The organism is Leifsonia sp. SIMBA_070 (genome assembly GCF_046534635.1).
Classification (GTDB): Bacteria; Actinomycetota; Actinomycetes; order Actinomycetales; family Microbacteriaceae; genus Leifsonia.
The window spans coordinates 1-249 of sequence record NZ_JAWRYK010000697.1; the positions used below are offsets into that span (position 1 = coordinate 1).

1 pseudogene is annotated in these 249 nt (G+C 63.9%); it reads right to left on the reverse strand.

Going from position 1 to position 249, the window contains the following annotated elements:
* A pseudogene (locus tag SB754_RS22040) lies at positions 1-229 on the reverse strand (C4-dicarboxylate ABC transporter substrate-binding protein); the annotation flags it as partial.
* Positions 230-249: the final 20 nt, after the last annotated feature.

The window sequence follows — 249 nt, forward strand, 5'->3', positions numbered from 1 at the left end:
GGCCGTCAGCCATGGCTTGACCGGCCTGGGCGATCGGAGCGATGGCGCCTGAATATTTCACGTCGAAGGTGATCTTGCCGCCCGACCATTCCTCGACGGCCGCGACGTAGGCCTCCAACGGCACGGACTGGCCGGTGCCCTGAGGATTGTTCGATTGCACCTTGAGGTTAATCGGATCGACGTCCGCAAACGCCGCGACATAGTCCTCCATCGAGGCTTCGGCGGACACGGACTCGCCCCCCGCATCAG